The 25,153-nt window shown below is 63.2% G+C and carries 24 protein-coding genes and 1 tRNA gene; 12 read left to right on the top strand and 13 right to left on the bottom strand.

What is annotated here, in order from left to right; genetic code table 11:
* Window positions 1-5 precede the first annotated feature (5 nt).
* On the top strand, window positions 6-536 hold the full coding sequence (gene pal / locus AABA34_RS14865) for a peptidoglycan-associated lipoprotein Pal (protein ID WP_252258675.1): 531 nt from the start codon (window positions 6-8) through the stop codon (window positions 534-536).
* Between the two features lie 52 nt (window positions 537-588).
* Here pal and AABA34_RS14860 read toward each other — a convergent pair whose 3' ends face one another.
* A complete protein-coding gene (locus AABA34_RS14860; protein ID WP_252258674.1) occupies window positions 589-738 on the bottom strand; it encodes a hypothetical protein in 150 nt (49 codons plus the stop codon).
* A gap of 174 nt (window positions 739-912) precedes the next feature.
* On the opposite strand from AABA34_RS14860, the gene AABA34_RS14855 reads away from it, so the two are divergent.
* Together AABA34_RS14855 and AABA34_RS14850 are read left to right on the top strand one after the other, a co-directional pair.
* A complete protein-coding gene (locus AABA34_RS14855) occupies window positions 913-1,446 on the top strand; it encodes a J domain-containing protein (protein WP_034955327.1) in 534 nt (177 codons plus the stop codon).
* Window positions 1,434-1,979: an NADPH-dependent FMN reductase gene (locus AABA34_RS14850; RefSeq protein ID WP_338303199.1), complete on the top strand. Its 546-nt coding sequence runs from the start codon at window positions 1,434-1,436 to the stop codon at window positions 1,977-1,979. Before AABA34_RS14855 ends, AABA34_RS14850 begins: the two co-directional genes overlap by 13 nt.
* Here the strand turns inward: AABA34_RS14850 and AABA34_RS14845 are convergent.
* Entirely contained in the window at window positions 1,969-2,808 is an 840-nt protein-coding gene (locus AABA34_RS14845; protein ID WP_034955326.1) for an SDR family NAD(P)-dependent oxidoreductase, read from the bottom strand. The two genes, AABA34_RS14850 and AABA34_RS14845, sit on opposite strands and share 11 nt — an antisense overlap.
* 50 nt (window positions 2,809-2,858) lie before the next feature.
* Window positions 2,859-4,178, bottom strand: coding sequence for a cystathionine gamma-synthase family protein (locus AABA34_RS14840; RefSeq protein ID WP_338303198.1), 1,320 nt, complete (start codon window positions 4,176-4,178; stop codon window positions 2,859-2,861).
* Window positions 4,179-4,290: 112 nt separating this feature from the next.
* Here AABA34_RS14840 and AABA34_RS14835 point away from each other — a divergent pair, with 112 nt between their 5' ends.
* From AABA34_RS14835 to arsB, 4 genes are all read left to right on the top strand, one after another.
* Window positions 4,291-7,086 (top strand): DEAD/DEAH box helicase family protein, encoded by a 2,796-nt coding sequence (locus AABA34_RS14835; protein WP_051700091.1) that lies wholly within the window; start codon window positions 4,291-4,293, stop codon window positions 7,084-7,086.
* 86 nt (window positions 7,087-7,172) lie between these two features.
* Complete coding sequence (locus AABA34_RS14830; protein ID WP_051700200.1) at window positions 7,173-7,508, top strand: ArsR/SmtB family transcription factor; 336 nt, start codon at window positions 7,173-7,175, stop codon at window positions 7,506-7,508.
* Window positions 7,502-7,990 carry an arsenate reductase ArsC gene (locus AABA34_RS14825; RefSeq protein ID WP_034955325.1) on the top strand — a complete coding sequence of 163 codons (489 nt, stop codon included), beginning with the start codon at window positions 7,502-7,504 and terminating at the stop codon, window positions 7,988-7,990. The genes AABA34_RS14830 and AABA34_RS14825 overlap by 7 nt, the downstream gene beginning before the upstream one ends.
* The gene (gene arsB, locus AABA34_RS14820) at window positions 7,987-9,060 is read left to right on the top strand and encodes an ACR3 family arsenite efflux transporter (protein ID WP_034955324.1); all 1,074 of its coding nucleotides are present in this window, start codon (window positions 7,987-7,989) and stop codon (window positions 9,058-9,060) included. The genes AABA34_RS14825 and arsB overlap by 4 nt, the downstream gene beginning before the upstream one ends.
* Window positions 9,061-9,066: 6 nt before the next feature.
* On the opposite strand, the gene AABA34_RS14815 is transcribed toward arsB, so the two are convergent.
* From AABA34_RS14815 to pdeM, 6 genes are all read right to left on the bottom strand, one after another.
* Window positions 9,067-10,605, bottom strand: coding sequence for an SLC13 family permease (locus tag AABA34_RS14815; RefSeq protein ID WP_034955818.1), 1,539 nt, complete (start codon window positions 10,603-10,605; stop codon window positions 9,067-9,069).
* 70 nt (window positions 10,606-10,675) lie between these two features.
* Window positions 10,676-11,875 carry a DUF547 domain-containing protein gene (locus AABA34_RS14810; RefSeq protein WP_034955321.1) on the bottom strand — a complete coding sequence of 400 codons (1,200 nt, stop codon included), beginning with the start codon at window positions 11,873-11,875 and terminating at the stop codon, window positions 10,676-10,678.
* A gap of 112 nt (window positions 11,876-11,987) precedes the next feature.
* Window positions 11,988-13,118 carry a DUF547 domain-containing protein gene (locus AABA34_RS14805; RefSeq protein ID WP_034955319.1) on the bottom strand — a complete coding sequence of 377 codons (1,131 nt, stop codon included), beginning with the start codon at window positions 13,116-13,118 and terminating at the stop codon, window positions 11,988-11,990.
* A 145-nt stretch (window positions 13,119-13,263) separates the two neighbouring features.
* Entirely contained in the window at window positions 13,264-14,400 is a 1,137-nt protein-coding gene (locus AABA34_RS14800; protein WP_034955317.1) for a DUF547 domain-containing protein, read from the bottom strand.
* Window positions 14,401-14,743: 343 nt separating this feature from the next.
* Entirely contained in the window at window positions 14,744-15,262 is a 519-nt protein-coding gene (gene infC, locus AABA34_RS14795) for a translation initiation factor IF-3 (protein ID WP_034955316.1), read from the bottom strand.
* A gap of 104 nt (window positions 15,263-15,366) precedes the next feature.
* Window positions 15,367-16,092, bottom strand: coding sequence for a ligase-associated DNA damage response endonuclease PdeM (gene pdeM / locus AABA34_RS14790; protein WP_051700089.1), 726 nt, complete (start codon window positions 16,090-16,092; stop codon window positions 15,367-15,369).
* 104 nt (window positions 16,093-16,196) lie between these two features.
* On the opposite strand from pdeM, the gene hemF reads away from it, so the two are divergent.
* The gene (gene hemF, locus AABA34_RS14785; RefSeq protein WP_338303197.1) at window positions 16,197-17,054 is read left to right on the top strand and encodes an oxygen-dependent coproporphyrinogen oxidase; all 858 of its coding nucleotides are present in this window, start codon (window positions 16,197-16,199) and stop codon (window positions 17,052-17,054) included.
* A gap of 24 nt (window positions 17,055-17,078) precedes the next feature.
* Here hemF and AABA34_RS14780 read toward each other — a convergent pair whose 3' ends face one another.
* Window positions 17,079-17,993, bottom strand: coding sequence for a glycoside hydrolase family 16 protein (locus AABA34_RS14780; RefSeq protein ID WP_338303196.1), 915 nt, complete (start codon window positions 17,991-17,993; stop codon window positions 17,079-17,081).
* 124 nt (window positions 17,994-18,117) lie between these two features.
* Entirely contained in the window at window positions 18,118-19,002 is an 885-nt protein-coding gene (locus AABA34_RS14775; RefSeq protein WP_034955311.1) for a glycoside hydrolase family 16 protein, read from the bottom strand.
* A 136-nt stretch (window positions 19,003-19,138) separates the two neighbouring features.
* Here AABA34_RS14775 and AABA34_RS14770 point away from each other — a divergent pair, with 136 nt between their 5' ends.
* The 3 genes from AABA34_RS14770 (at window position 19,139) to AABA34_RS14760 (ending at window position 23,533) form a co-directional block, all read left to right on the top strand.
* Entirely contained in the window at window positions 19,139-21,229 is a 2,091-nt protein-coding gene (locus AABA34_RS14770) for a RelA/SpoT family protein (RefSeq protein WP_034955309.1), read from the top strand.
* A gap of 9 nt (window positions 21,230-21,238) precedes the next feature.
* Window positions 21,239-21,610 carry a VOC family protein gene (locus AABA34_RS14765; RefSeq protein ID WP_034955307.1) on the top strand — a complete coding sequence of 124 codons (372 nt, stop codon included), beginning with the start codon at window positions 21,239-21,241 and terminating at the stop codon, window positions 21,608-21,610.
* A gap of 93 nt (window positions 21,611-21,703) precedes the next feature.
* Entirely contained in the window at window positions 21,704-23,533 is a 1,830-nt protein-coding gene (locus tag AABA34_RS14760) for a methyl-accepting chemotaxis protein (RefSeq protein WP_051700086.1), read from the top strand.
* Window positions 23,534-23,535: 2 nt separating this feature from the next.
* On the opposite strand, the gene AABA34_RS14755 is transcribed toward AABA34_RS14760, so the two are convergent.
* Window positions 23,536-23,871: a DUF1905 domain-containing protein gene (locus AABA34_RS14755; RefSeq protein WP_034955305.1), complete on the bottom strand. Its 336-nt coding sequence runs from the start codon at window positions 23,869-23,871 to the stop codon at window positions 23,536-23,538.
* Complete coding sequence (locus AABA34_RS14750; protein WP_034955303.1) at window positions 23,868-24,953, bottom strand: peptidylprolyl isomerase; 1,086 nt, start codon at window positions 24,951-24,953, stop codon at window positions 23,868-23,870. Before AABA34_RS14750 ends, AABA34_RS14755 begins: the two co-directional genes overlap by 4 nt.
* 84 nt (window positions 24,954-25,037) lie before the next feature.
* Here AABA34_RS14750 and AABA34_RS14745 point away from each other — a divergent pair.
* Window positions 25,038-25,128: transfer RNA gene (locus AABA34_RS14745), tRNA-Ser, on the top strand.
* Window positions 25,129-25,153 lie beyond the last annotated feature (25 nt).

Below are 25,153 nucleotides of genomic sequence, written 5' to 3'. Positions count from 1 at the left end.
CAACCATGACTTTCTCCCCGTCGAAAATGGCGGCAGCCGCCATCCTCACCTCCGCGCTTGCGCTGGGTGCGTGTTCGAAAAAGGCGCCAGAGGAGCTTCCCCCCGCTCCTGTGACGACGCCCGCACCGACCCCGACGCCCACGACCAACACCACCCCGATGGGGCCGACGGTCGGCACGCAGGCGCATTTCGAACAGGCCGTGGGATCATCGACCACGATCTATTTCGACACCGATCGGTTTAACATCGACAGCACCGATGCCGCCGCCCTGCAGGCGCAGGCGCAGTATTTCGCGCGCTTCCCGCAGCTGACCTTCACCATCGAAGGCCATGCCGACGAACGCGGCACGCGCGAATACAACCTTGCGCTGGGTGAACGGCGCGCCAATTCGGCGAAGAACTATCTCGTCAGCCTTGGCGTGTCGCCGGATCGCATCCGCACCGTCAGCTATGGCAAGGAGCGGCCCGTCGCGCTGGCTTCGAACGAAACCGCATGGGCGCAAAACCGCCGTGCGGCGAGCGTGATCATCAACTGATTGCGAATGCTTTCGCGCCCGGTTCCGTCAAACGGGATCGGGCGCGAAACCTTCAGGCGTCGACCGAATAGGCCGTTTCGACCTGCACCAGCGACGCATCGGCCCCGCGCGCGTCAACCATTTCGCCAGCGCGGGCGAACAGCACCAGCATCACCAGCGCGAAGGCTGAAAACAGGCTGGAAATGGTCAATTGCTGGCTCATGACGGTCCTTGGCGGGCTTTCTAAGTGGTTGTCGCAGTAAGTGTACTGCAATGCAACATTTCAGATCGCAACTGGTTCCCATACCTCTGCGACACCTTCCCATTCCTTGCCACTGCCCCTAGATTGACCGCGTGACTGATCCGACCAACGACATTTCCCGCACCGGCCTGCGTCATGCCTAAGGCGACCCGATCGAACGATTGGGGGTTTCCCCGCTGGCGCGGCTACGGTTCCTCGCGCGAGGCGACCAATGTGCGCATCTGCGACCGTCACGGCTGTGACGAGCCGGGCGATTGCCCCGCGCCCAAGGCGCCCAACAGCCCCGACCGCTGGTATTTCTGCCAACGCCACGCCGCCGAATACAATTCCAAGTGGGACTATTTCGAAGGGCTGGACAAGGCCGAGAAGGAAGAACGCGCCCGCGCCGAACGGCAGCAATCCGAAGGCTATGCCGAAGCATCGCATTACGGCTGGGCGGGTTCGGGCGACGGATCGCGCAGCGCCGATGAAATGCGCGCGCTCGAACTGCTCGAACTCGAAGCGGACGCCGATTTCACCGCGATAAAGAAAGCCTATCGCGCCAAGGCCAAGGAAGTGCACCCGGATGTGAAACCCGGCGATGCCGAAGCCGCAGCCGAATTCCAGAAACTGCAACTCGCCTATGAAGTGCTGCGCATGGCCGAAGAGCGGCGCGAGTGGAAAGGTTGAACCTGATGCGTATTCTCGCCTTTTCCGCGAGCAATTCCTCCACCTCGATCAATCGACGTCTGGTCGAATACGCCGCCTCGCTGGCAGATGGTGCCGAGATCGAAACGCTCGACATCCACGATTACGAAATGCCGCTCTACCGCGCCGATCGCGAGGAGGCGGACGGCATTCCGCAACAGGCGCATGATTTCCTTGCGCGGGTCGGCGCGGCCGATGCGATCATCATCTCGTTCGCCGAACACAACGGCATCTACACCGCCGCGTTCAAGAACCTGTTCGACTGGTGCAGCCGTGTCGGGCGGGAAGTGTGGCAGGGCAAAAGGATGCTGCTGCTCGCCACTTCACCCGGCGGACGCGGAGGGCAGGGCGTGCTCGAATTTGCCGCGGGCGCCATGCCGCGTTTCGGCGGCGAAGTGGTGGGACATATGTCCGTCCCCAGCTTCGGCGAGAATTTCGACAGCGAAGCGGGCCGTCTGACCAATGCCGAACTGGACGCCGAACTGCGGGCGCTGGTGGGCAGGCTTACTGCTTAGGCCCGGCGAACCCCTTGCCACCGGGGGTTGCGTCGATTTCCGGATTCGGATTGTCGTTCCACCACGCGACATCGGTCCACGGGCGAATGTCCACTTCGTGGGTCCAGCAATTGCGCGGTTGTTGCGCGAGGTGCCAGTAGGTTTCGGCAATCGCTGCAGGATCGGATACGCCTTCCGGCCCCTTGGCCGATTTGAACGCGTCGAATTTGTCGCCCAGCAGCTTGCCCAGAGTATCGGGCGCATCGACCGCGCCATCCACCACGATATGCGCCACATGGATGCCCTGCGGTCCGAATTCGGCATTGAGGGTCTGGCACAGCATCCGCCGTCCGCCCATTGCCGCCGCGTGGCTGTGCTGCCCCGCATTGCCGCGCACCGCCGAAGTCGCCGAAGTGACCAGCAGCGTGCCGTGCCGCCCGGTCTTGGCGCGCTCCACCATCGCCGGGAACATCGCGTGGGCCAGACGGAACACGCCGTAGCAGCCCAGCCGCCAGCCCAGCTCGAACGTCTTGTGCGGGGTATCGTGCAGCTTGCGGTTCCCGATCTGCGCGCCGAGATTGTAGAGCGCGCATTCGATCGGGCCGATGTCGCGTTCGACCCGTTCGACCAGCTCCTCGATCGCGCCGTCTTCCGCCGCATTGAGCAGCGTGCCTGACGCGCTGCCGCCTTCGCTTTCGATCGTGTCGATCAGCCGGGCAAGGCTTGCCTCGTCCGATCGCCGCGCCAGCACCGCATGATAGCCGCCACGGGCAAAGCGGATCGCGGTGCTGCCGCCGATCCCGGCGCCTGCACCGATCACCAGAAATACAGGTTTGCGGCTGTCGGTCATGGTTTTCTCCCTCGCTGCGGCTTGTGACCTAGCAGGCGAGGGAAGAAAACTCACACATGTTCCAGCGCCTGCGCGAAATCGGCGATCAGATCGTCTGGGTCTTCGATCCCCACGCTGATCCGCACGAGGCTGTCGGTGATGCCCAGCGCGGCCTTGCGTTCGTCGGGGACCGAAAGGTGCGTCATCGAAGCCGGGTGGCTGGCTAGCGTTTCGGTGCCGCCGAGGCTGACGGCGAGCTTGGCGATCTGGAGATTGTCGAGGAAGCGGAAACATTCCGCCTCGCCGCCTTGCAGGAACACGCTGAAGGTCGATCCGGCGCCAAGGCAGTGGCGATCATAGATGTCCTGCTGGCGCGCATCCTGAATGTCGCCGAGATAGCCGAGGCCCGTCACCTTGGGATGGGATTTCAGGAAAACGCAGACCTTGGCTGCGTTCTCGCCCGCGCGCTGCATCCGCAGTTCGACCGTTTCGAGGCTGCGCAGAAGCATCCATGCGGTGTTGGGATCGACGATGCCGCCCATGGTGTTGCGCAGGGCACGCACCGGGTCCATCCACTTCTTCGCACCCGCAATGCTGCCCGCGACCAGATCGGAATGGCCGCCGACATATTTCGTCAGCGAATAGGCGACGATATCCGCGCCGTGTTCCAGCGGGCGCTGCCACAGCGGGCCGAGGAAGGTGTTGTCGATGGCGATCGGGCAAGGTTTGCCGAGGTTGGCATCGCGCGCTTCCTTCACCGCCTCCACATCGACCAGCGCATTGGTGGGGTTGCCGGGGCTTTCGAGGTAGATCATCGCCACCTTGCCGCCGTTTTCGCCCGCCTGCTTCTTGGCGCGTTTCAGCACCTCGTCCAGTTCCTCGCGGGTCGCGCCTGCGGGGAAATCGACATAAGTGACGCCGAATTTCGACAGCACCTTGGCGACGAAGCCTTCGGATGCGGCGTAAAGCGGGCCGGAGTGCACGATCACATCGCCCTGGCTGACATAGGCCATCATCAGGATGCAGATCGCGGTCATGCCGCTGCTGAAGGTCAGCGCGTCTTCGGCCCCGTCCCAGATGGCGAGGCGATCTTCGAGGATTTCCTGGTTCGGTCCGTTGAAGCGCGAATAGACGAGGCCTTCCGCCCCGCCTTCGCGTTTGCCGGTGATCCCTTCGAAATGCCGTTTGCCCGCCGCCGCGCTTTCGAACGCGAAGGTGGAGGTGAGGAAAATCGGTGCTTTCAGCGATCCTTCGGACAGCGCCGGGTCATAGCCGTGGCCCATCATCAGCGTCGACGGCTTGAGCGGGCGGCCACCGATTTCGGTGCGCTCCGGCTTCGGCTTGCGGCGCGGGGTGGGGGTGTCGGTTGCGTCTACAGGGATGTCCGTCATGACGGCATGTCCTTCCTTGATTGGCGCTCCCAGGAAGGCAGGAGCCGATTGGAAGCCCGAAAGGGCACCCGCTTCTAACCTCCGCAGAAGCGCCTCTCCCCTCGGCCATGCAATGCTGATCGACTATCGCGGAGTGGTTTCGTTTGCAACCGGTTGCGAGCGCATGGTGGTGGATCATGTGCGCCATTCGCGCAGCTTGCGCTTTGTCCCTGCGGCAAACCGCCCTAGTCAGGCGAGGATGTTTGAGCGGATGCAATTCTCAGGGGTCTGGCGCGATTATCAGGCGCATGTCCTTGAAGAGATGGAAAACCATCTGGGCGATCAACGCCTGCATGTCGTCGCCGCGCCGGGCGCGGGCAAGACGGTGCTGGGGCTAGAGATTGTCCGCCGCCTGGGCCGTCCCGCACTGGTGTTCGCGCCCAGCCTCGCGATCCGCGACCAGTGGGCGCAGCGGCTTGTCCCATTGTTCCTCCCCGAAATGCCGGGCGAGGAGGAGATTTCGCGCAGCCTTTCCGATCCGGCGATGATGACGCTCGCCACCTATCAGTCGCTCGACAGCTTTCGCCGGGCGGACGAGCTGACGCAGATCATCGCGGCGCTGAACGGGCGCGGGCCGGTGACGCTGGTGCTGGATGAAGCGCATCATTTGCGCAAGGCATGGTGGGACTGCCTCGACCGGCTGGCAAACGAGTTGGAGGACGTGCGCATCGTCGCGCTGACGGCAACCCCGCCCTATGATGCGAGCCTTGCCGAATGGAACCGTTACGAACGGCTGTGCGGCCCGATCGATCTGGAAATCGGCATCCCCGAGCTGGTGCGCAACGGCGATCTGTGCCCGCATCAGGATCACGTCATCCTGTCCGAACCGACCGAGGAGGCGCTGGCATTGCTGGACCGTCGCCGCCGCGCCATCGCGAAATTGCAGGAGGATTTGCGCGCCGATACGGACTTGCTCGACTGGCTGGAGACGCATCCGTGGCTGGTCGCGCCGCAGGATCATATCGAGCCGATCCTCGACGCGCCCGAGATGCTGTCGGCGGCGCTGGTGCTGATCGGGTCGACCGGGCGCGAATTGCCGCGCGGGCCGCTCGATCTGCTGGGCGTGCGCCCGCGCGACCTGCCGCTGCCATCGCTGTTCTGGCTCGAACGGCTGCTCGACGGGCTGGTGTTCCGGCACAAGGCGGTGTTCGACATTGGCGCGGAGCGACGCGAGGCCTTGCAGAACCGGCTGCACCGCCACGGCCTGATCGAAGGCGAAAGGGTGCGGCTGCGCCATACGCGCTCGGTCTTCCGCCTGCTCGCCTCCAGCCTCGGCAAGATCGACAGCATCCGCGCCATTGCCGCAGCGGAACAGGCCGCGCTGGGCGAAGCCTTGCGCATGGTGGTGCTGTCCGATCACATCCGCGCAGGCGAATTGCCGCGCTGCGCCAGCGACCCGTTCAAACCGGCCAAGCTGGGCGTGGTGACGATATACGAAAGTCTGCGCCGCGCGGGAGTGGACGCTGATCACCTCGCGATGCTGACGGGCAGTCTGGTGATCGTGCCGCGATCGGCGATGCAGGGGATTGAGCCGGTTCTGGCCGAACTGGGCCTGCCCCGCGCCGCCTTTCGCGAAGAGAAGATGGCCGCCTGTCCCGATCACCTCAAGCTGTCGCTGGCGGCGGGAGGGAGCGGTGCCGATCTTACCCGGCTGGTGACGGCGCTGTTCATGCGCGGGGCGATCCGCATTCTGGTGGGGACGCAATCGCTGCTGGGGCAGGGGTGGGACGCGCCTGCGCTCAATAGCCTGATCCTTGCCAGCAACACAGCATCCTTCGTGCTGTCCAACCAGATGCGCGGGCGGGCGATCCGGATCGATCCGCAGGCTCCTGAAAAGGTCGCCAACATCTGGCATCTGGCCAGCATCGATATCGAAGGCGGCGGTTTTGCCGAGGCGCTGGCGACCTCGCTCGATTGGGGCGGTCTGGGGGATGCAGGTGACGCGGGTATCACCGATATCGGGCTGGTCGCGCGCCGCTTTCGCGCGTTCGAAGGTATCGCCAATGGCGATTGCGACCTGATCGAAAGCGGGCTGGGGCGGCTGGCGCTCGATCCCGGCCTGACGCTCGACGATCAGAACACAGTGACGATGGCGCGCGCGCAGGACAGGCCGGCCATCGCGGCCAAGTGGCGGCAATCGCTGGGGCTGGGGCAGCAGCGTTCGCAAGTGCGCGAAGCCGCCGCGCCAACCTATGCCCCGCGTGCGCTCAGCCTGCGCGACACGCTCGGTTCGCTGGTGTGGACCGCCGGGGCAAGCGCCGGGCTGGCCGGAGCGAGCGAACTGCGCGCCGTCGCCTCGCTCGAAGGGGTCGCCGTGCTGGGCATGGCGATTGCCGGGGCAGCCACCGTCGCCAGCCTGCCCGGCCTGTTCAAGGCGGCGCGGCTGGCGTGGCGCAACGGATCATTGGAAGGAAGCCTGCATCAGGTCGCGCGGGCGGTGCTGGTGAGCCTCGCCGCCACCGGCAAGATCAGCCATGACGAGGCAGCACAGGCGGATGTCGAGGTGCGCGCCGGGATGGACGGGCGCCGCGACATCATCGTCACCGGGGTTTCGCGTGCGACCGAACGGATGCTGATGGAGGCGATCTCCGAAATTCTCGGCCCGGTTCAGAACCCGCGATACCTGCTGGTGCGCCATTCGCGGCTCGGCGTGCTGGGACGGGTCGATTATCATGCGGTTCCTTCGGCCATCGGCGGGCGGAAGGAGGATGCGGAAATCTTCGCGCGGGTCTGGCGCAAACGCGTGGGCGCGTCGGAACTGGTCTTCACCCGCAGCCGCGAAGGGCGGCAGACCCTGCTCAAAGCGCGGATGCAATCCTTCGCCGCCGGGTTCCAGCGCTCGGTCGATCGGCGTTCGGCCTGGCTTTGAGAATGTCGGCAGATTGAGGTTTTTGGTGGATTGACTGGCCACGTCATTTCGATATTTCGACAGATATCGAAATGAAGGGATCAGCCTTGCAATCCGAACCCGTCATCCGTGCGCTTTCGGCGCTGGCGCAGGAACATCGCCTTGCCGCCTACAGGCTGTTGGTGCAGGCGGGTGAGCAAGGCCTTGCTGCCGGGGCGCTCGCGGAAAGTCTGGGCGTTGCCCCATCCTCGATGAGCTTTCATCTCGCCCAGCTTGCCAATGCCGGGCTTGTTTCCCAACGCCGCGAGAGCCGTTCGATCATCTATTGCGCCGACTACGCCGCAATGAACGCGCTGATGGGATACCTCACCGAAAATTGCTGCGGGGGCGAGGATTGCTCCTCTCCAGCGGATACACTGATCAAAGGCAAAGCAGCATGTTGAACGTCCTGTTTCTTTGCACGGGCAATTCTGCCCGTTCAATTCTTGGTGAAGCGATACTGGCCCATGACGGAGCAGGCCGCTTCGCCGCTTTCAGCGCCGGGAGCCAGCCGGCAGGCAAGGTCAATCCCTTCGCGCTAAAGACACTCGCGGCGCACGGCTACTCTAATGACGGCTTCACTTCGAAAAGCTGGGATGCCTTTGCCCAAGGGCCAGAATTCGATCTGATCTTCACCGTTTGCGATAGCGCGGCAGCAGAAAGCTGCCCGGTTTGGCCCGGCCAGCCGATTTCGGCGCATTGGGGAATTCCAGATCCGGCCGCCGTCGAGGGAAGTGATGCGGAGAAAGAGGCCGCCTTTGCGCTCGCATTCGAACGGATGAAGCGTCGGATCGATCGAATGCTGGCCTTGCCTGTCGAAAGCCTTGCCGCCGAAGCCTTGCGCGCTGAACTCAAAGCCATCGGAACACTGGACGATATCCAATGAATGCGACTTATACCCATTCCGAACCCGCAGCCGCCGGGCTTGGCCTGTTCGAAAAATGGCTGAGCGTGTGGGTTGCCGCCGCGATCCTTGGCGGAGTGATACTTGGCAACGCCGTGCCGCAAGCCTTCGCCGCGCTGGCGGCGCTGGAATATGCGTCGGTCAACCTCGTCGTCGCGGTGCTGATCTGGGCGATGATCTTTCCGATGATGGTCTCGGTCGATTTCGCAGCCGTCCGGCGGGCAGGTGACAAGCCCAAGGGGCTGATCATCACGCTGGTGGTCAACTGGCTGATCAAGCCCTTCACCATGGCTGCGCTGGGCGTTCTGTTTTTCGAAGTGGTGTTCGCAGACCTGATCGAACCTGCCGATGCGCAGCAATATATCGCGGGACTGATCCTGCTGGGGGCGGCCCCGTGCACCGCGATGGTGTTCGTCTGGTCGCAGCTGACCAAGGGCGATCCGGCCTATACGCTGGTGCAGGTGGCGGCGAATGATCTGATCATGATCGTCGCATTCGCGCCTATCGTCGCGGTGCTGTTGGGCGTGACGGACATTGCCGTGCCGTGGAACACGCTGCTGCTTTCGGTGGCGCTCTATGTCGTGGTGCCCTTGCTCGCCGGGGCTTTCGTGCGCCAGCGGCTGCTAAAGAGCCATGGCGGGGATGAAAGCGCGGTGTCCGACTTTACCGGGCGGATAAAGCCGCTGTCGGTGATCGGCCTTTTGGCGACAGTGTTGCTGCTGTTCGGGTTCCAGGCGGAAACGATTGTTTCGCGTCCTCTGCTGGTCGCGTTGATCGCGGTGCCGATCATTGTACAGAGCTATGGCATTTTCTTCATCGCCTATGGCTGGGCCAAGGCATGGCGCGTGCCGCATGCGGTGGCGGCGCCTTGCGCACTGATCGGCACTTCGAACTTCTTCGAACTGGCGGTTGCCGTTGCCATCGGGCTGTTCGGGCTGGGCAGCGGAGCGGCGCTGGCCACGGTTGTCGGCGTGCTGGTGGAAGTGCCCGTCATGCTGTCGCTGGTAGCCATCGCCAATCGTACCCGCGCCAATTTCCCGGCTGGCAGCTGAGCCGCGTCAGCCGATCAGCGCCGCCACCACCCAGACCGATCCCACCATCAGCACCACGCCTGCCAGATCGAGCAGAAAGCCCGCGCGCACCAGCCTGCCGATGGTCAGCCGCCCGGTCGCCCAGGCAATCGCGTTCGGCCCGGTTCCGGCAGGCAGGATAAAGCCCCAACTGGCGGCGAGCGCGGCGGGCATGGCGATCAGGATTGCGTCCTCTCCCATGCCCAGCGCCGCGGCAAGGCTGGCGACAATCGGGATGATCGCGCTGGCGGTGGCGACATTGCTGGCGAATTCGGTAACGGCGACGATCATCGCGACAATCGCCAGCGCCATCAGCAGCAGCGGCACCGTCTCCAGCGGCAGCAGCGCTTCGCCCAGCCATTGTGCAAGGCCGCTCGCCTGCATTCCCGCTGCCAGCGCCAACCCGCCGCCGAACATCATGATGACGCCCCATGGCGCGCGGTCGGCTTCCTTCCACACCAGCAAAGGGCGGCCCGTGCCGTCGGGCAGGACGAACAGAGCGAGCGCGGCGACGATGGCGATGGTGCCGTCGGTCCAGCTTCCTGCCGGCAGAAGATCGGCGACCCAGCGCTGCGTCATCCACGCGACAAAAGCGAGGGCGATGATCGGCACCAGCCGCTTCTCTGCGCTAGACCATGGCGCGTGATCGTCGATGCTGCGCCGCGCGGCGGCGACGTCAAACGGGTGCGCGGCGACATTCTGCACCTTGGCGATGATCAGCGCCGCCAGCGGCACTCCGATCAACACCACCGGCAGGCCATAGGCCATCCATGTCGCAAAGCTGATTTCCAGACCGATCATGTCGTCGAGCAATTGCACCGCGATCCCGTTGGTGGGCGATCCGACGATGGTGCCCAGCCCGCCGATACTGGCGGCAAAGGCAATCCCCATCGGCAGTGCGCCGTTGAGGCCTTCCTGTGTGGGTGCGGACAGGACATCCGTCCTGTCCTTGGCGGCACCGGCCCGCTCCCCCGCCCTTCCACCCGGAATTGTATCCTCAAGGGTGGAAGGGCGGGGGAGCGGGCCGGTGCCGGAGGTTTCGGCGGATGCCGGAACCGCACCCGAAAGCACAGCCAACGCCATCGGCATCATTATCAGCGTGGTCGATGTGTTGGAAATCAGCATCGAAAGGATCGCGGCGGACAGCATGAAGGCCAGCAGCAGCCGTGCCTGCCCTCCGTCCGAACCGATCGCTTTCAGAATCGCAAGGCTCAGCCGCCGGTGCAGGCCGGTGCGCTCTATCGCCAGTGCGAGAAAAGCTCCGCCCAGCAGCAGGAACAGGATCGGCGCGTAATAGGAACTGGCGGTGTCGCGCGCGCTCATCACTCCGCCCAGTGGCAGGATCACAAAGGGCAGCAGCGCGGTGGCGGTAAGCGGCACCGCCTCCGTCATCCACCATGCCGCCATCCAGATGACCAGCCCGGCAACCAGCCATGCCGAGGCATCCATCCCCTCGGGCGGAGCCGTCAAAGCGGTAAGCGCGAAGACCGCGGGGCCAAGTGCCAAGCCGATCTGGCGAACATTGATCAATGAAAAGGCCCCCGAAGCGTTATGTCCGGGGGCCTATCAGGCTTTACCTTGGGCACGCAACCGGGTGTCATTCGACTTCGCGGGCAGCCTCGCCTTCGGAATACTCGCCATCGCCATAGATCACCATGCCCGTGCGGATGCCTGCGCGGCGGGCGCGGTCGAGCTTTTCGCGGCGTTCGCGCACCAGCCTTGCGATGGCCGGATTGACCCTGATCGAAGGGCCGCCCGACTGGTTGAGGCTGGCTGCCGCGCCAGCACAGCTTTCGTATTTGCAATCGGTCTGTGTCAGGAAATTGTGCTGCGGTTCGACCTCTCCGCGTTGCAGATCGGCGATGTCGCGCTCCAGCGGCTTGTATGCGACAGCCTGTGTTCTCGTGACCAGATCGCGCACGTCCTCGCGCGCGAATTGCACCAGATGGGTGCGCAGCGCATCGCCGTTTGCGAAATAGAACGGCGCGGCCTCTTCGTATACGGGGCTGAGCCGCAGCCTGTTGCCCCAGCTTTCCACCCCGCGCAACGAGTTGACGAATTCCTCACCCGACAGCGCCAGCAGCGCATCGACATTGTCGCCGGTGTAGGCGAGCCGCTGGATCGACGGTCCGCCGATCACGCCGTGCCAGAAGCCGTAGATCACCTTGGGATCGCGCCAGTTGGGATAGACGATCCGGGTGCGGATATCGCGGGGCGACAGCTCCACCCCGGCAATCGTCACCAGCTTGGCTTCGTCCAGAGCGGCGCGGTTTGACCCGAATTGCCGCTCGTGCGGTTCGGCCAGCGGATATTCCTTCGCCAGCGCCTCGATCACCGCGACATTGTGCAGGTTCAGCCAGAAGGCGAGCTGTTCGTTACGCGGCAGACGGGTGATGTCCATCTCGCTGCCGACCCGTTCCAGGTCCGCGCGATATTCGCCAAGCGCGCTGATGATCTGCGGTGTCATGTAGGAAAAGGCGACCCGGTTTCCTTCGAGCCGATAGCGCGAGTCATGACCATAGACGCGGCGCGATCCGGTGTTGACCGCAATCGGTGTGGGTTGCTGGCGCAGGGAAGGGCCCATCGGCACCACAAACCATCCCAGCGCCTCGTCCCAATGGGCATAGTCGATCCGGTGTTCGCGGCGGTCCGCCGCCGGGGCAAACCGGGCGAAGGGCGATGCGGAGGCTTCGGCCGCACCTGCCTGCGCGGCGAAATCGATTGAAGAAGGTTCAGCCGCGAGTGGCGCGGCAAGGGCAGTGGCCGCCAGCAAGGCAGCGATCAGGCGAGGTTTCATGGCATTTCTCCCAATGCAGCATGTCCGACCAGAATAGGTCACCCGTCCACGTGACAAGGTATCACAATTCCCGAAAATCTCAATAAAGATCGGCTCTTGCTGCTGTCGCGCGTTACTCGACCGCGTTCTTGTTGGGCGGATCGCCGGGCAGGTCGATGTTGGAGAAGATCACCCGGCCCGTGGGAATGTCGCGCCGCTCCATCGTGTCGAGTTTCTGCTGGCGTTCGCTCAGCAACTGGGCTGCGCCCGGCGTCAGCCCCGGACGGCTGCTGGCGAGATAGTTCGCCCCGCGTGCACCGCCTGACAGATCGGCAACGTCCCATTCGCGGATCGAGGCGCGGGTCAATTGCGTCTGCTCAAGGATTTCGGCGACATCCTCTTTGGCATAGGACGCAATATGCGCGCGCACGTCCGCCGCGAAATCGGGGAAGTAGAAGCGCGCGGCATCCTGATACAGGGTCGACACCTCCAGCGTGTCACCATTCTTCTGCGTGCCGCGCAGCGAATTGACGAAGTCCTCCGCCGCCAGATCGAGCAATGATCCGACATTCGATCCGGTGAAGGCCTCGCGCTCCAGCGCCGGACCGCCGATCTCGCCGCGCCAGAAGCCGTAGATAACCTTGGGGTTGCGCCAATTGGCGAAGACGATCTTCTCGCGGATATCCTTCAGGCTCATGCTGACGCCGCGAATGTCGAAGATTGGTGCCTCTTCGAAATGCACCCCGTCCACCATGATCTCGCGCGGCTGGCGCACCGGATATTCGCGGGCGATGAATTCCAGCATGGTGACGTTGTGGAGGTTGAACCAGAACGCCAGCTGTTCGTTGCGCGGCAGGTTGGAGATATCGAGCGAGTTGGCGACTTCCACCAATTCGCGCCGGTATTCCGCTAAGCTGTCGGTCACTTCGGTGTTGAAGAAGGAAAAGCCCACCATCGAACCTTCGAGCCTGTAGCGCGAATTGTGCCCCTGACGCAGTCGCGTTCCGAGTGGAGCGTTGGATGCAAACGGTCGGCTGCGGGTCGATGGTCCCATCGAAACGACAAGGTTCTTGAGCGCGAAATCATAGACATCGTAATCGATCCGGTGGCGGATCGGGTCGGTCGTGGGGGTGAAGATTGCAAACGGGTTGCCCGCAGCTTCGGCGGTGTCTGCCTGCGCCTGCTGCTGTTGCTGTGCCAGCGCACCGCTTGCGGGAAGCAGAGCCAAAGCTGCCACCATCAGACATGCCGAATTGAAACGCATCGCAGGCTCCCTGCCTTCCCATTGCGCGCGGCAATATGCGCGAAATCGGCAATCGCTTCAACACACTGTCCCGCGCATTGGGCCCAAGAAAGAGGCCGCCCGGCTGATTGCCGCGCGGCCTTTCGTGTGTCGGCAAGCGGGGGGATTACTCGACTTCTTCCTTGTCCTCGGGGTCGCCGGGCAGCGAGATGTTGCTGAAGGTGACGGTTCCGGTGCGGCCTTCACGGATGATGCGCTGGAACTTTTCTTCGCGCTGTTGCAGCAGTTGGGTCATGCTTTGCGGGATGCGGAAGCTGACCTGCGTGCCGTCGGCGCTCTGGATGTTCTGATAGGTCGGTTCGCGCACGCCACCGGCCAGATCGGCGATGTCGTATTCGCTTACCGTGGTTTCGATCCGGTCCGTGCCGGTGAGCAAAGCCTTGGTTTCCTCATCGGCATACTCGGTGAGATGCGCGCGCAGATCGGCTTCGAAGTTCGGGAAGTAATACGGCGCCACGTCGCGGAACAGCTCTGACACTTCCAGCGTCGATCCCTGCTTTTGCGTGCCGCGTAGCGAATTCACGAAATCGCGAGCGCCGCGATCGAGCAGGCGGGCTACGTTATCGGCGTTGAAGGCTTCGCGCTGGATCGACGGGCCGCCGATCTCGCCGCGCCAAAAGCCGTAGATCACCTTGGGGTTCCGCCAGTTGGCGAAAACGATCTTTTCGCGGATGTCGCGCGGGCTCAGAGCGATGCCTTCGACCGTGATGAAGCGCGCTTCGTCCAGCGGCACGCCGTCGATCTTGATCTCGCGCGGCTGGCGCACGGGCCAGGCGTTGGCGATCTGTTCGATCATCGCGACATTGTGCAGGTTGATCCAGTAAGCGAGCTGTTCGTTGCGCGAGAGCGACTGGATATCGACCAGATCGGCGGTGCGCTCCAGATCCTGACGATATTCGGTGAAGCTGGAGATGATGTCCGCGTCGAGGAAGCTGAACATGATCCGCGAGCCTTCGAGACGATAGCGCGAAACGTGGCCGTACTGGCGGCGCGTGCCGAAGCTCGACGGAGGCGCACCGGCGGTTTCGCGCAAGCTGGGGCCCATCGAGATGACGAGGTTCTTCATCGCCTCGTCCCAGATCGAATAGTCGATCGTGTGATCGATCGGTGCATTCGAAGGGGTGAAGGTTTCGAAACGGGGATCGGGCGCATTGCCCTGAGCGAATGCGGGGGCGGTGCCAAGCACAAGCGCCGACGCGGCGATCGCGCTGGCAGCCAGTGCGCGGGGGGTAAGGCGGATCATTGCAAACGGTCCTTCCTGTTCGAGCGGCCCTTCTGCGATTGGGCCATTGCGGGGGGCGAGGGGAACGCCCCGCGCTGGATGAGGGTCAGTTGTGAGGCGGGGCCGGTCCAAGCGGGGATTTGCCCGACTGGAGGCGGGCGATGGCCGACCCCTTTGCCTCACACATCATTGTATAGATCACAATGGCTTGCGTTTGTTCCCGCCAATCGGACGAGTTTTGCGTTTTGTAGAAACGCCCATGTCGTTCGTCGGGGACGAATGGTGTTTCGGGCAAGAAAAAAGCGGGCGCCGTGTTTCAGGCACCCGCTTTTCCAATTCCGGTTTCCGGCCAGTTACTTGCCAGTTACTTGGGTGCGAGCACCATCAGCATCTGGCGGCCTTCGAGCCGGGGGAAGGCTTCGACCTTGGCGATTTCCTCGACATCTTCCTGAACCCGCTTGAGCAGGTCCATGCCGAGATGCTGGTGCGCCATTTCGCGCCCGCGGAACCGCAGCGTGACCTTCACCTTGTCACCGTGCTGGATGAACTTGTTCACGTTCTTCATCTTCACGTCGTAATCATGCGTGTCGATGTTGGGACGCATTTTGACTTCCTTGATGTCCTGCGTTTTTTGCGTCTTGCGCGCGGCGTTGGCCTTTTTCTGGGCTTCGTACCGGTATTTGCCGACATCGAGGAACTTGCACACCGGCGGGTCCGCGTTGGGGCTGACCTCAACCAGGTTCAGGCCCTTTTCATTGGCCTGCTCGACTGCTTCGCGGGTGTACATTACGCCGAGGTTCTCGCCTTCGTCGTCGATGACGCGGACTTTGGGAACCTGGATAAACTGATCGTAGCGAGGGCCGCTTTTTACGGGCGGGGCCATCGAACGCCGAGGTGGACGGGCTATGTGTGTTCTCCTGTAGTAGCCTGAGTCTTGATGCGCGCTACTTAGGGTTTTCGCGCGAGAAAAGCCAGATGAGTCTTGCCCTATGCCGCTCGATAGAGCGGAAATTGCACCAGCCTGCCCTTCGCGCTCAGCACCGCGTCGATGCGGTCTGCCGGGCTGAGGGCGCGCAGGATCTCCGGCGCGGCGGCGTCCATCCCGCCGGTGTAGGCGCCGAAAGCGGGCATGATCATGCGATCGGAACGGGCGGTGCTGGCGCTGCGGCTCACCACGCCGCAAGCGCGGGCGATATGACGCCCGCGCACCTGCACCCGCATCTTGGGATGGTAATGCCCCGACAATTCGGGCCGCGTCTCTCCCGCTTGCGCTTCGTGCCGCAGGATGATGCCGTTCACTTCAAGCTCTGACGCGATGGTTGCGCCGAAAGCGCGGCCCATCTCTTCGTCATGGTTGCCCGTGATCCACACCCAGTCGAGCGATCGCGTCAAAGCTTCGAGCATTCCGGCGGCATAGGGATCGAGCCGCGATGTACCCGCGCCATCGTGGAAATTGTCACCCAGCGTGATCACCCGCCGCGCATCGCATGCCTTCACCGCATCGGCGACCCGTTCCAGCGTTTCGCGGCTGTCATAGGGCGGCAGCATCTGGCCGTGCTTTGCATACCAGCTGCCCTTTTCCAGATGCAGGTCCGCCACCAGCAGCGCACGTTCACGCGGCCAGTAGAGCGCGTTGCTGCCCAGCAGCACCAGCTCTTCGCCCGCGAAGTCCAGCGGGGCGCCAGAATCAGATGGGAACGAAACGGGAACCATGCTGTGCGTCTGCCGCCTTGAGCGAGGTTTGGCAAGTGTCAAAGCGGGTGGACAGTCTGTCTGTCATGGGGCAATGCTGCGGGATTGACGGGATGGGAGTTTTCATGAGCGACTGGGCAGCACACACGGGCCGCGCAAAGGAATGGTTCGAAAGTCTGCGCGATCAGATCTGCGCCGCATTCGAAGCGATCGAGCGCGAGGCGGGATCGGATGCAAGCTTCCAATACACCCCGTGGAATCGCGAGGAAGAAGGCAATGACGATCCCGGCGGCGGGGTGCAGGGCCTCATGAAAGGCAAGGTGTTCGAGAAGGTCGGTGTCAACGTCTCGACCGTGCGCGGCAGCTTTTCCGAACAGTTCGCCAGCCAGATCAACGGGGCCAGCCCCGAACATCCCGAATTCACCGCCACCGGCATCAGCCTGGTCGCGCATATGCACAATCCGCATGTGCCTGCCGTGCATATGAACACCCGTTTCCTGACGACGCAGGCGGCGTGGTTCGGCGGGGGTGCGGACCTTAATCCGCCAATCCCCTATGAAGCGGACACGGAGGAATTCCACGCCTCGATGCGGGCGGCGTGCATGGCGCACAATCCGACCTATTACGAACGTTACAAGAAATGGGCGGACGACTATTTCTACATCCCCCACCGCGAAGTGCATCGCGGGGTCGGCGGGATTTTCTACGATCACCTCGAATGCAGCGATGACGCCGGTTTCGAGCGCAACTTCGCTTTCACGCAGGACGTGGGCAAGGCGTTCCTCGACATCTTCCCGAAGCTGGTGAGGAAGCGCATGGACAGCGATTTCAACGATGCCGATGTCGCGCAACAGCTTGAATACCGGGGGCGATATGCCGAATTCAATCTGGTCTATGACCGGGGCACGATCTTCGGCCTGAAGACCGGCGGCAATGTCGACGCGATCCTGATGAGCCTGCCGCCCAGAGCCACTTGGAGTTGATTCGCCACCTGGAGTTGAGGCGCGTCAGCCAAGCGGCGTGACGCGCACCCAGTCAACCATCATCTCGATCTCGCCCGCCTGAATGCGGTCAACCGTCGATTGCGGAAGGCCGCGATAAGGCGCGGCCACCGTGTTGACGGAAAACGGGTAGTCACCGCCCAGCGCGAAGTTGAGGATGATGTGCTTGGGCGTGTCGAACGCCCACGGCCCTGACCTTGCGACATCGCTGCGGGTCTGGCTGAAAAAGGCGGTGCCATCGACGGAGAAGGTGATCGCATCGGCCGTCCATTCGACCGAATAGACATGCCAATCGGAAACGCTGATCCCGGCAGGGAAGAAATACCGCTGCGACAGGCTGCCACCGGCAGAATAGCCGGGGCCGTGGAGCGCCGCGCTGGTCCATTCGGGCGCGCCGACATATTCCATGATGTCGATTTCGCCGGTTGCGGGCCATGTGTCATTGCCCAACAGCCAGAACGCGGGCCAGACGCCCGTGTCTTCGGACATCCGGATGCGGGCTTCGGCGCGGCCATAGGTAAAGTCGTATTTGCCCCGCGTGTCGATCCGGCCGGAGGAGAAATCGGCGTTGCGGTCGCTGCGTGTGTCCTGTCCCGGAGTGAAGATCGGCTTCAGAACCAGAACACCGCCGTCGGCGCCGCTCACGCCTTGGCGGATGGCGATGGTTTCGGGTGAATCGATATAGGCCTGCAACTCGTTGTTGACCCAGAAATCAGGGCCTTCGGGGGTCCACAATGTCCGGTCCAGCGCCGCTGCGTTGAATTCATCGGCAAATGCGACGGTGGAGGGCGTCGGGGTCGGGGAAGGAGTGGGCGAGGGTGTCGGGCTGGGCGCGCCCAGCGTCGCCGAAGGCGGCGAACCGCCTCCTCCCCCGCATCCCGCCAGAATGGCGGCCAGCATCAACAGCGGCAGTCTTTTCACCAGCTTCTCCCCTCGCCCATATTATTGTGAACGTTCACAATCGGGATACCACAAACGGGTTTGACAATAAATCCCGTAATCGCAGGTATTTGGAGGCGTCCGGGAACCGGGGCTGCGCCGAAACCTAGTCGAGCGGTTCGTAGACCCGCACCCAATCGACATACATCGCCACATCGCCCGCCTTGATCATGTCGACGGTCGATTGCGGCATGCCGTTATAGGGCTGTTCGATCATATTGGTCTTGTAGGGGTAGGCGCCGCCCAGCGCGAAGTTCAGGATAAGGAACTTGGGTGTGTCAAAGCGCCATTCGCCATACCGTTCGATCATCGGGCGGGTCGCGCGATAGGTCAGGCGGCCGTCGACCTCGAACAGGATCGCGTCTTTGGTCCATTCGATCGCATAGACGTGCCAGTCGGTCGCATCGGTGCCTTCGTCGAAGAAGAACTTGTTCACGATCGGCGTTTCGCCCGAATAGCCGGGTCCGTGCAGGGCCACGCCGGTCCAGTCCTTTTCGCCGACATATTCCATGATGTCGATTTCGCCGGTGTCGGGCCAGCGCCCGTTGCCAAGCATCCAGAACGCGGGCCAGACACCTTCGGCATCGGGCATCCTGATCCGCGCTTCGACCCGGCCGTGGATGAAATCGGCCTTGCCGCGGGTGTTGATGCGGCCCGAGATGAAGTCGGCATTGCGGTCTTCACGCGTGTCGACGCCGGGGCGATACACCGGTCGCAGCACCAGCGCGCCGCCGTCCGCGCCTTCGACATCGTCGGAGAACTGGATCGTGTCGGGACTGTCGACATAGGCCTGCTGTTCGTTGTTGACCCAGAATTCCATGCCCACGACGTTCCACTTTTCACGGTCAAGCTCACCGGCGTCGAATTCTTCTGCAAACACCAGCTTGCGTGCCTCTGCCGTGGCGGTGATCGCGTGATTGTCTGCGCTCGCGCCTGCGGCGGCGACGAATGCGACTGCGGCGATGGTCGAAAAGCGGGCAATGCCGTTCATTTTTTTCCTCATTTTGGCTGGATTGCCCCTACGATAGCAGGCTGACCGGACAGCGCCATAGCCGCAGTCGCAATTTGATCCGCTCACCTGTCTTATTGCTTGCCCCTTTTCGCAGTGCAGCACATATTCGGATGCTATGCTGCGCCAGTACGAACTAGTTGAGCGGGTCCTGACCTACGATCCCGACGCCGACGAGGCGTTGCTCAACCGTGCCTATGTCTACACCGTGCAGAAACACGGCAGCCAGAAACGCGCCAGCGGCGATCCCTATTTCTCGCACCCGATCGAAGTTGCGGGCCTGATGACAGACCTGCAACTGGATCAGCAGACCATCATCACCGCGCTGCTGCACGATACGGTCGAGGATACGCTCGTCACGATCGAGGATATCGAGGCGCATTTCGGCAGCGATGTCGCCCGGCTGGTGGATGGCGTGACCAAGCTGTCGAAGATCGAGGCCATGCCCGAAAACGAGCGGGCGGCGGAAAACCTGCGCAAGTTCCTGCTGGCCATGTCCGAGGATATCCGCGTGCTGCTGGTGAAGCTGGCGGATCGCCTGCACAACATGCGCACGCTGCATTTCATCAAGAAGCCGGAGAAACGCCAGCGCATCGCGCGCGAGACGATGGATATCTATGCCCCGCTGGCAGAGCGGGTGGGCATGTATGAATACATGCGCGAAATGCAGGCGCTGGCGTTCAAGGAGCTTGAGCCCGAAGCCTATGCCACCATCACCAAGCGACTGGAGCAATTGCGCGGCCGCGACGGCGGGCAGGTCGATGCGATCGCGCTCAAGATCAAGCAGGCGCTGGCCGAAGCGGGTCTGAAAGTCGAAGTGACGGGCCGCGAAAAGCATCCCTATTCGATCTGGCAGAAGATGTCCGAGCGCCACGTCAGCTTCGAACAGGTGACCGACATAATGGCGTTCCGCGTGATCACCGAAAGCGAGGCCGATTGCTATGCCGCGCTGGGGGTGCTGCACACCACGTGGCAATTCCTGCCGGGGAAATTCAAGGACTATATCTCCACGCCCAAGACGAACGGTTACCGTTCACTGCACACATCGCTGATGTATGAGAATTCGATGCGGGTGGAGGTGCAGATCCGCACCCGCGAAATGCACCGCACCAATGAATTCGGGCTGGCCGCGCACTGGGCCTACAAACAGCATGACAAGGCCGATGGGCAGGTCGGCTGGCTGCGCGACCTGATCGAAATCGTCGATGCCAGCCACGATGCCGAGGAACTGCTCGAACACACACGGCTGGCGGTCTATCAGGATCGCATATTCGCCTTCACGCCCAAGGGCGCGCTGTTCCAGCTGCCCAAGGGGGCGACCGCGGTCGATTTCGCCTTTGCGGTGCACACCGATCTGGGAATTGATTGTGTCGGGGCGAAGATCAACGGCCGTCACATGCCGCTGCGCACGCAGCTGGCGAATGGCGATGTGGTTGAGATCATCAAGGGCGCCAATGCCGAACCGCAACTGTCCTGGCTCGGCTTTGTCGTCACCGGCAAGGCGCGCGCCGCGATCCGCCGTTCGGTGCGGATGAAGGAACGCGACGAGGTTGCCGAAATCGGTGCCAAGCTGTTCGATGAAATCGCGACCCGCGTCCCCGCCCGCATCGGCAAGAAAGCGATCCGCGCGGCGGTCGAACGACTGGGCATGGACGAGCCAGAAGACCTGATGTTCGCCATCGGCGCGGCCAAGCTGACCGATCGCGAGGTGATGGAGGCGCTGGTTCCCGGCTGCACATCCGAATTCGAAGAGGATGAGGACTGGCACCAGCGCGAACGCCAGATTTCCATTCGCGGGCTGACGGCGGGGGTCGGTTTCGAACTGGCGCAATGCTGCCACCCGGTGCCGGGCGACCGTATCGTCGGGCTGAGGCGCAAGGGTGAAACCGTGCTGGTTCACGCGATCGATTGCCTTGAACTGGCCGACGGGGTGGATGCCGACTGGCTCGATCTTAACTGGGGCAGCCGTTCGCATGGCGCGGTAGGGCGGCTGGCGGTGACGCTGTATGACCGGCCCGGAACGCTGGCGGAAATGGCGGGGATCTTCGCCCAGAACAAGACCAATGTGACGAGCCTGGTGCAGACCCAGCTTGATCATCCTTTCACCACCTATGAAATCGACGCCGAAGTGCAGGATCTGGCGCACCTTACCCGGATCCTGTCGGCCTTGCGCGCCAGCGACGCCGTGGCTCAGGCTGACCGGATATAGGAGGCAGGCATGGCGATCATCGGTTTGGACCATATCCAGATCGCCATCCCCGCAGGGGCAGAGGACCGCGCCCGGCAGTTCTACGGCGAATTGCTGGGAATGCATGAAGTGCCCAAGCCCGACACGCTTTCGCCCACCGGCTGCTGGTTCGAACGCGGCGGGGTAAGCCTGCATATCGGGGTGGACCCGGATTTCACTCCTGCGCGAAAGGCGCATCCGGCGTTTCTGGTCGATGATCTCGCGCGGCTGCGCACCCGGCTTGAGGGTGCGGGATACGATTGCCGGGATGACAAGCCGGTGGAGGGCTATTCACGCTTCTTCGCCTTCGATCCCTTCGGCAATCGGGTCGAATTCATGCAAGCCGACACCTACGATGGTTAAGCCCGGGTTTACCCGGATTTAATCCCGTCCCGCTATCGCCAGACGGTTGCCGTTGCCCATCGGGGCGAGGCACGCGACCGGAGAACTGGCCAAGTGAGTGCAATCGATCACGATTTCGATCTGGAGGACGCCGTCCCCCTGACTCTGCCTGACGAAGACGCAGGCGGCGCAAGGGGCGCACGCGGCACGGCGCGCGGCGGATGGCTGGCGCGGCTTTCGGTAGCCGCCAAGCTGAACCTCGCCGTGTTCGGCAACACCATCGTGCTGGCGCTCATCGCCGTCGTGATGCTCGCCGGGACATGGCAGCTGGCGCAGGGCGGGGAACGTCAGGCGATTCTTGCCTCGGTCGAGGTGCGCACCAACAACGCCGCCATCGCGCTGGTCGCAGCAACCGACGGGCTTGATGCAGCGGCAGCGGGTGACGCGGAGGGGTTGGCCAAAGCCCGCGATTCCCTACGCACTGCCCATGATGCGCTGAAAGACCCGGTCGATTTTGCCGGTGATCGCATGCCCGCCGATCTGGTGCCGGTGATGCAGGGCTTCCTCGCCACTGTCGATGATCTGCGCAGCGATGCCGATCGTCTCACCGCGAACCAGCGAGAAATCGCCGCGCTGCGTGCCGAAACGCAAGCCGCCTATGCCGATATCAGCGGGTTTGCGGTGCAGTTCCATGATCGCGCCGCGCAGGGTGCGGACGAACTGTTTGCCGCCATCACCCGCTTCCTGCTGACCTTTGTCGTTCTGACCGTGGTCGGGATTGCCATTTCGCTGCTCGGTGCCCGCCGGATTATCGGCGATGTCACCGGCATGATCACCGCGATCACCGGTTCGATGCAGCGGATCGCCGCAGGCAAGACCGACAGCGAGATTCCGGGGCGCGAGCGGCAGGATGAAATCGGCGCGATGGCACGCGCGCTGGGGGTTTTTCGGCAAAGCTCGCTTGAACTGCGCGATCTCAACCAGACCCGCGCGCGCGATGCCGAAGCCCAGCTTGCCCGGCAGCGCGAGCTGAGCGAGCAGATGCGCGCCATGCGGCTCGAAAAGAGCCAGCTGCTCGACAATATGGCAAGCGGTTTCGAAGTGTCGGTGGGGGAACTGATCACCGCCGTTTCCGCCGCGTCGGAACAGTTGAAGGCGACGTCGCGCCAGATGGTCGATCTGGCCGAGGATTCGAGCGAACAGGCCGACAGCGCGAGCGCAGCGATGGAAGAGGCGACAGCCAATGTCACTGCCGCCGCCGCCGCGACCGACGAATTCGCGCTCTCGATCAGCGAAATCAGCCGCCAGGCCTCTGCCTCGGCGCAGCTGGCGCGCGGGGCGAGCGAGCTTGTCACCACCGCCAACACCAAGATGAGCGACCTGTCGCAGGCGGCGGTCGAAATCGGCGAGATCGCCGGGCTGATCCAGACCATCGCCCAGCGCACCAATCTGCTGGCGCTCAACGCCTCGATCGAGGCGGCACGCGGGGGTGAGGCAGGGCGCGGCTTTGCCGTGGTTGCGAGCGAGGTGAAGGAACTGGCGATGCAGACCAGCAACGCCACCAGCAGCGTGACCGAGAAGATCACCGCGATGCAGGAATCGACCCGCTCCAGCGCCAGCGACCTGTCCGGGATCGTCACCCGCATCAGCGAGCTGGAACAGGCCGCAGTGATGATCGCCAGCGCGGTCGATCAGCAATCTGTTTCGGGCGAGGAACTGGCGCGCAACATCGACACCGTCGCCGCCGGATCGGCGCAGGTCGGCAAACGGCTTGAGGCGCTGCGCGGCGCAAGCGAGGAAACCGGAACCGCCGCTGATGATGTGGTGGCAAGCGCCAATGCGCTGGGCGCCCATGCGGAGGAACTGCGGGCGAAAGCCGGACGCTTCATCGCCGACGTGCGCCTGTCTGCCCGCGAACTCGAAGCGGGCGGGGTGGAACTCTAAATCTAGAGCGGGGTCACCGAGACTTCTATCTCGTCGCCGGGGGCAATGTCTTCCGCGCGCATCACCTTTTTGCTGACGAGCAGCGTCCAGGCATCTGATCGCTTCGACATCTCATCCAGTTTCATCGGGAAAACCGAGGTTTTCCAGGACGTCTTGCCGATGACGGCTGTAACTTTGATCGATCCGAACCCGCGCTGCCTGCCATATTCGAGCCGGTGCATCAGCGCGTGACCCGCCAGCGCTTCAGCTTCTTCCCCGCCAAAATTGACAAAGTGGTACACTCCGCGTTCCCCTTGCCACTGGCGCAAGGGAAGGGTGGCGGCGACGGTCTCAGTCACTCCTCAACCGCATATTCAAACGGCCGCACCGGCACGGGGATGTTGCAGATGTCCGCCCCGCCTGCGGGCACAATGAAGAACGGATCGCGGCGGTTGGCGCGGGCCTCGGCATACCTGGCGAAGGTTTCGCCTTCGGTCGAAAGGTATTCGAACAGCGGACGCTCGTCTTCGGGCAGGTCGGCAGCGACGCGCACGGACAGGATCGGGGTGCGTTTGTGCGCCTCTTCCTCGGTGTAGAAGCCCAGCGCGCCCGACCCGCGCGGCAGCGAGGAGAGATGCTCCATCCCGCTGATCACCCGCCCGACCAGCGCGATGTTGCGATCAAGATGGCGCGGCGCATGGCCGATAACGGTGTATAGCTCCGCGCCCGATCCTGTGTCGGGCGAATAGTTCCGCCCCACGCCGACCATGCCGTAGCAATGGACGGGCCACGCATCGAAAAGGTCACCAAATGCAACCGGCCAGCCCAGATACGCGAGATTGAACTGTGAATAGGGATCCCGCGCCAAATAGCTCTCGGCTTTCCGCATTTGCTCTACGGCATCGCTATCTGCGGGAGCGTAGACGGCCCAGCCTCTAGGGCCCTCGCCTGCTCCGCTGGAGAAGGCGCTGGAAAGAACGCTTGCGAACTTCTCGCGCATCTCGTCGTTTACTGGGACGACATACTCATCCTCCCCCATCACCTTCAGCCCCTCCGGCAGCGACTTTGCCTCGCCCGCCGCTTCGGGGTTGTCGTAATTGGGATCGCCCCATTGGGTGACATAATTGTCCTGTACCCGGTTGACGCTGATCCCGTCATACCAGCCGCTTCGCGCGAACAGGCGGATATTGTGGACCCAGCCTTGCGAGAAGGGCGCGGGCATCAGCTGGATCACCACCGTCCGCTCGTTTCCGTCGGCATCGGGCGCGAGCGTCATCACCAGCAGATCCTCCGCCGGAATTTCGATCCATTCCTCGGGCGCAGCCATATTGACGATCTCATTGGGAGACGGAGCGGGCGTTTCCGTTTGCGCGGATACGGGCGCGGTGACAGGCAGGGCGATGGCAAGCGCGGCGACGGCGACCAGAAGCGTGTTTTTCATGCGCGGCAATGTGCCACCCGATCAACGCTTGCGAAAGAGCAACCTTGCGTCTATCCGCGCCGTTCTGTCCCAGCCGGGACAGATGGAGCAGTGGCCGAGTGGTCGAAGGCGCACGCCTGGAAAGTGTGTATACGGTAACCCCGTATCGAGGGTTCGAATCCCTCCTGCTCCGCCACACACCCCTTGCGCCGGGTTCCTGC

The organism is Erythrobacter sp. Dej080120_24 (genome assembly GCF_036322605.1).
Classification (GTDB): Bacteria; Pseudomonadota; Alphaproteobacteria; order Sphingomonadales; family Sphingomonadaceae; genus Erythrobacter; species Erythrobacter aurantius.
Note: the sequence above shows the minus strand (reverse complement) of the source record. Positions and strands in the feature narration are given on the sequence as shown.

What these genes read in the sequence shown, in the direction of transcription:
- AABA34_RS14750 (WP_034955303.1), bottom strand. Translation starts at nt 24,953, where the DNA reads ATGAAAAACACGCTTCTGGTCGCCGTCGCCGCGCTTGCCATCGCCCTG.
- AABA34_RS14845 (WP_034955326.1), bottom strand. Translation starts at nt 2,808, where the DNA reads ATGACCGACAGCCGCAAACCTGTATTTCTGGTGATCGGTGCAGGCGCC.
- AABA34_RS14840 (WP_338303198.1), bottom strand. Translation starts at nt 4,178, where the DNA reads ATGACGGACATCCCTGTAGACGCAACCGACACCCCCACCCCGCGCCGC.
- AABA34_RS14825 (WP_034955325.1), top strand. Translation starts at nt 7,502, where the DNA reads ATGTTGAACGTCCTGTTTCTTTGCACGGGCAATTCTGCCCGTTCAATT.
- AABA34_RS14805 (WP_034955319.1), bottom strand. Translation starts at nt 13,118, where the DNA reads ATGCGTTTCAATTCGGCATGTCTGATGGTGGCAGCTTTGGCTCTGCTT.
- arsB (WP_034955324.1), top strand. Translation starts at nt 7,987, where the DNA reads ATGAATGCGACTTATACCCATTCCGAACCCGCAGCCGCCGGGCTTGGC.
- AABA34_RS14775 (WP_034955311.1), bottom strand. Translation starts at nt 19,002, where the DNA reads ATGAACGGCATTGCCCGCTTTTCGACCATCGCCGCAGTCGCATTCGTC.
- pdeM (WP_051700089.1), bottom strand. Translation starts at nt 16,092, where the DNA reads ATGGTTCCCGTTTCGTTCCCATCTGATTCTGGCGCCCCGCTGGACTTC.
- AABA34_RS14810 (WP_034955321.1), bottom strand. Translation starts at nt 11,875, where the DNA reads ATGAAACCTCGCCTGATCGCTGCCTTGCTGGCGGCCACTGCCCTTGCC.
- AABA34_RS14765 (WP_034955307.1), top strand. Translation starts at nt 21,239, where the DNA reads ATGGCGATCATCGGTTTGGACCATATCCAGATCGCCATCCCCGCAGGG.
- AABA34_RS14800 (WP_034955317.1), bottom strand. Translation starts at nt 14,400, where the DNA reads ATGATCCGCCTTACCCCCCGCGCACTGGCTGCCAGCGCGATCGCCGCG.
- AABA34_RS14860 (WP_252258674.1), bottom strand. Translation starts at nt 738, where the DNA reads ATGAGCCAGCAATTGACCATTTCCAGCCTGTTTTCAGCCTTCGCGCTG.
- AABA34_RS14835 (WP_051700091.1), top strand. Translation starts at nt 4,291, where the DNA reads ATGCTGATCGACTATCGCGGAGTGGTTTCGTTTGCAACCGGTTGCGAG.
- AABA34_RS14855 (WP_034955327.1), top strand. Translation starts at nt 913, where the DNA reads ATGCCTAAGGCGACCCGATCGAACGATTGGGGGTTTCCCCGCTGGCGC.
- AABA34_RS14770 (WP_034955309.1), top strand. Translation starts at nt 19,139, where the DNA reads ATGCTGCGCCAGTACGAACTAGTTGAGCGGGTCCTGACCTACGATCCC.
- hemF (WP_338303197.1), top strand. Translation starts at nt 16,197, where the DNA reads ATGAGCGACTGGGCAGCACACACGGGCCGCGCAAAGGAATGGTTCGAA.
- pal (WP_252258675.1), top strand. Translation starts at nt 6, where the DNA reads ATGACTTTCTCCCCGTCGAAAATGGCGGCAGCCGCCATCCTCACCTCC.
- infC (WP_034955316.1), bottom strand. Translation starts at nt 15,262, where the DNA reads ATGGCCCCGCCCGTAAAAAGCGGCCCTCGCTACGATCAGTTTATCCAG.